We start from the raw sequence: 504 nt of genomic DNA, 5'->3' as shown, positions 1-504 counted from the left end.
CACCAGCAGGCGGCGCGGCAACTCAGTCAGATCGAAAACGTTTTCRTTGGTYAGGTAACCGGCTTGCGCGAGACCGGGAATCAGCGGGATGTTCGGGGCCGCGCCAGTCGCRATCAAGGCYTTGCGAAAGCGCAGGGTCTGCCCATCGACCGTCAGCGAGTCAGCCCCCGTGAAGCGCACTTCGCCGAAGAACATATCCACGCCAATTGCGCTCAATCGTGCCGCCGAATCGCCGCCGCTGAGGTGACTGCGGATACGCCGTACGCGCGCCATCGCGGCAGCGAAGTCGACCTGAATGTCGCYCGGCACTTGCGCGCCATAGTGCCGGGCRTCGCGCATTTCGGCATACAATTGCGCCGTCCGGATAATCACCTTCGACGGTACACAACCATTGTTCAGACAATCGCCGCCGATAAACCTGCATTCAATCAGCGCCACCCTGGCGCCGAGCGCTACGGCGGTTTTCGCGGCGCCCAGACCTGCAGGTCCCGCACCGACTATCAC

At 62.7% G+C, this 504-nt stretch carries 1 protein-coding gene; it reads right to left on the bottom strand.

Going from position 1 to position 504, the window contains the following annotated elements; all coding sequences use genetic code 11:
- A partial coding sequence (locus AC1DCY_RS27470) for an FAD-dependent oxidoreductase (protein ID WP_477355893.1) occupies positions 1-504 on the bottom strand: 504 nt, incomplete at both ends.

Source organism: Lysinibacillus sp. 10T31 (assembly GCF_056394365.1).
This window is presented reverse-complemented; position numbering and strand designations above follow the sequence as displayed.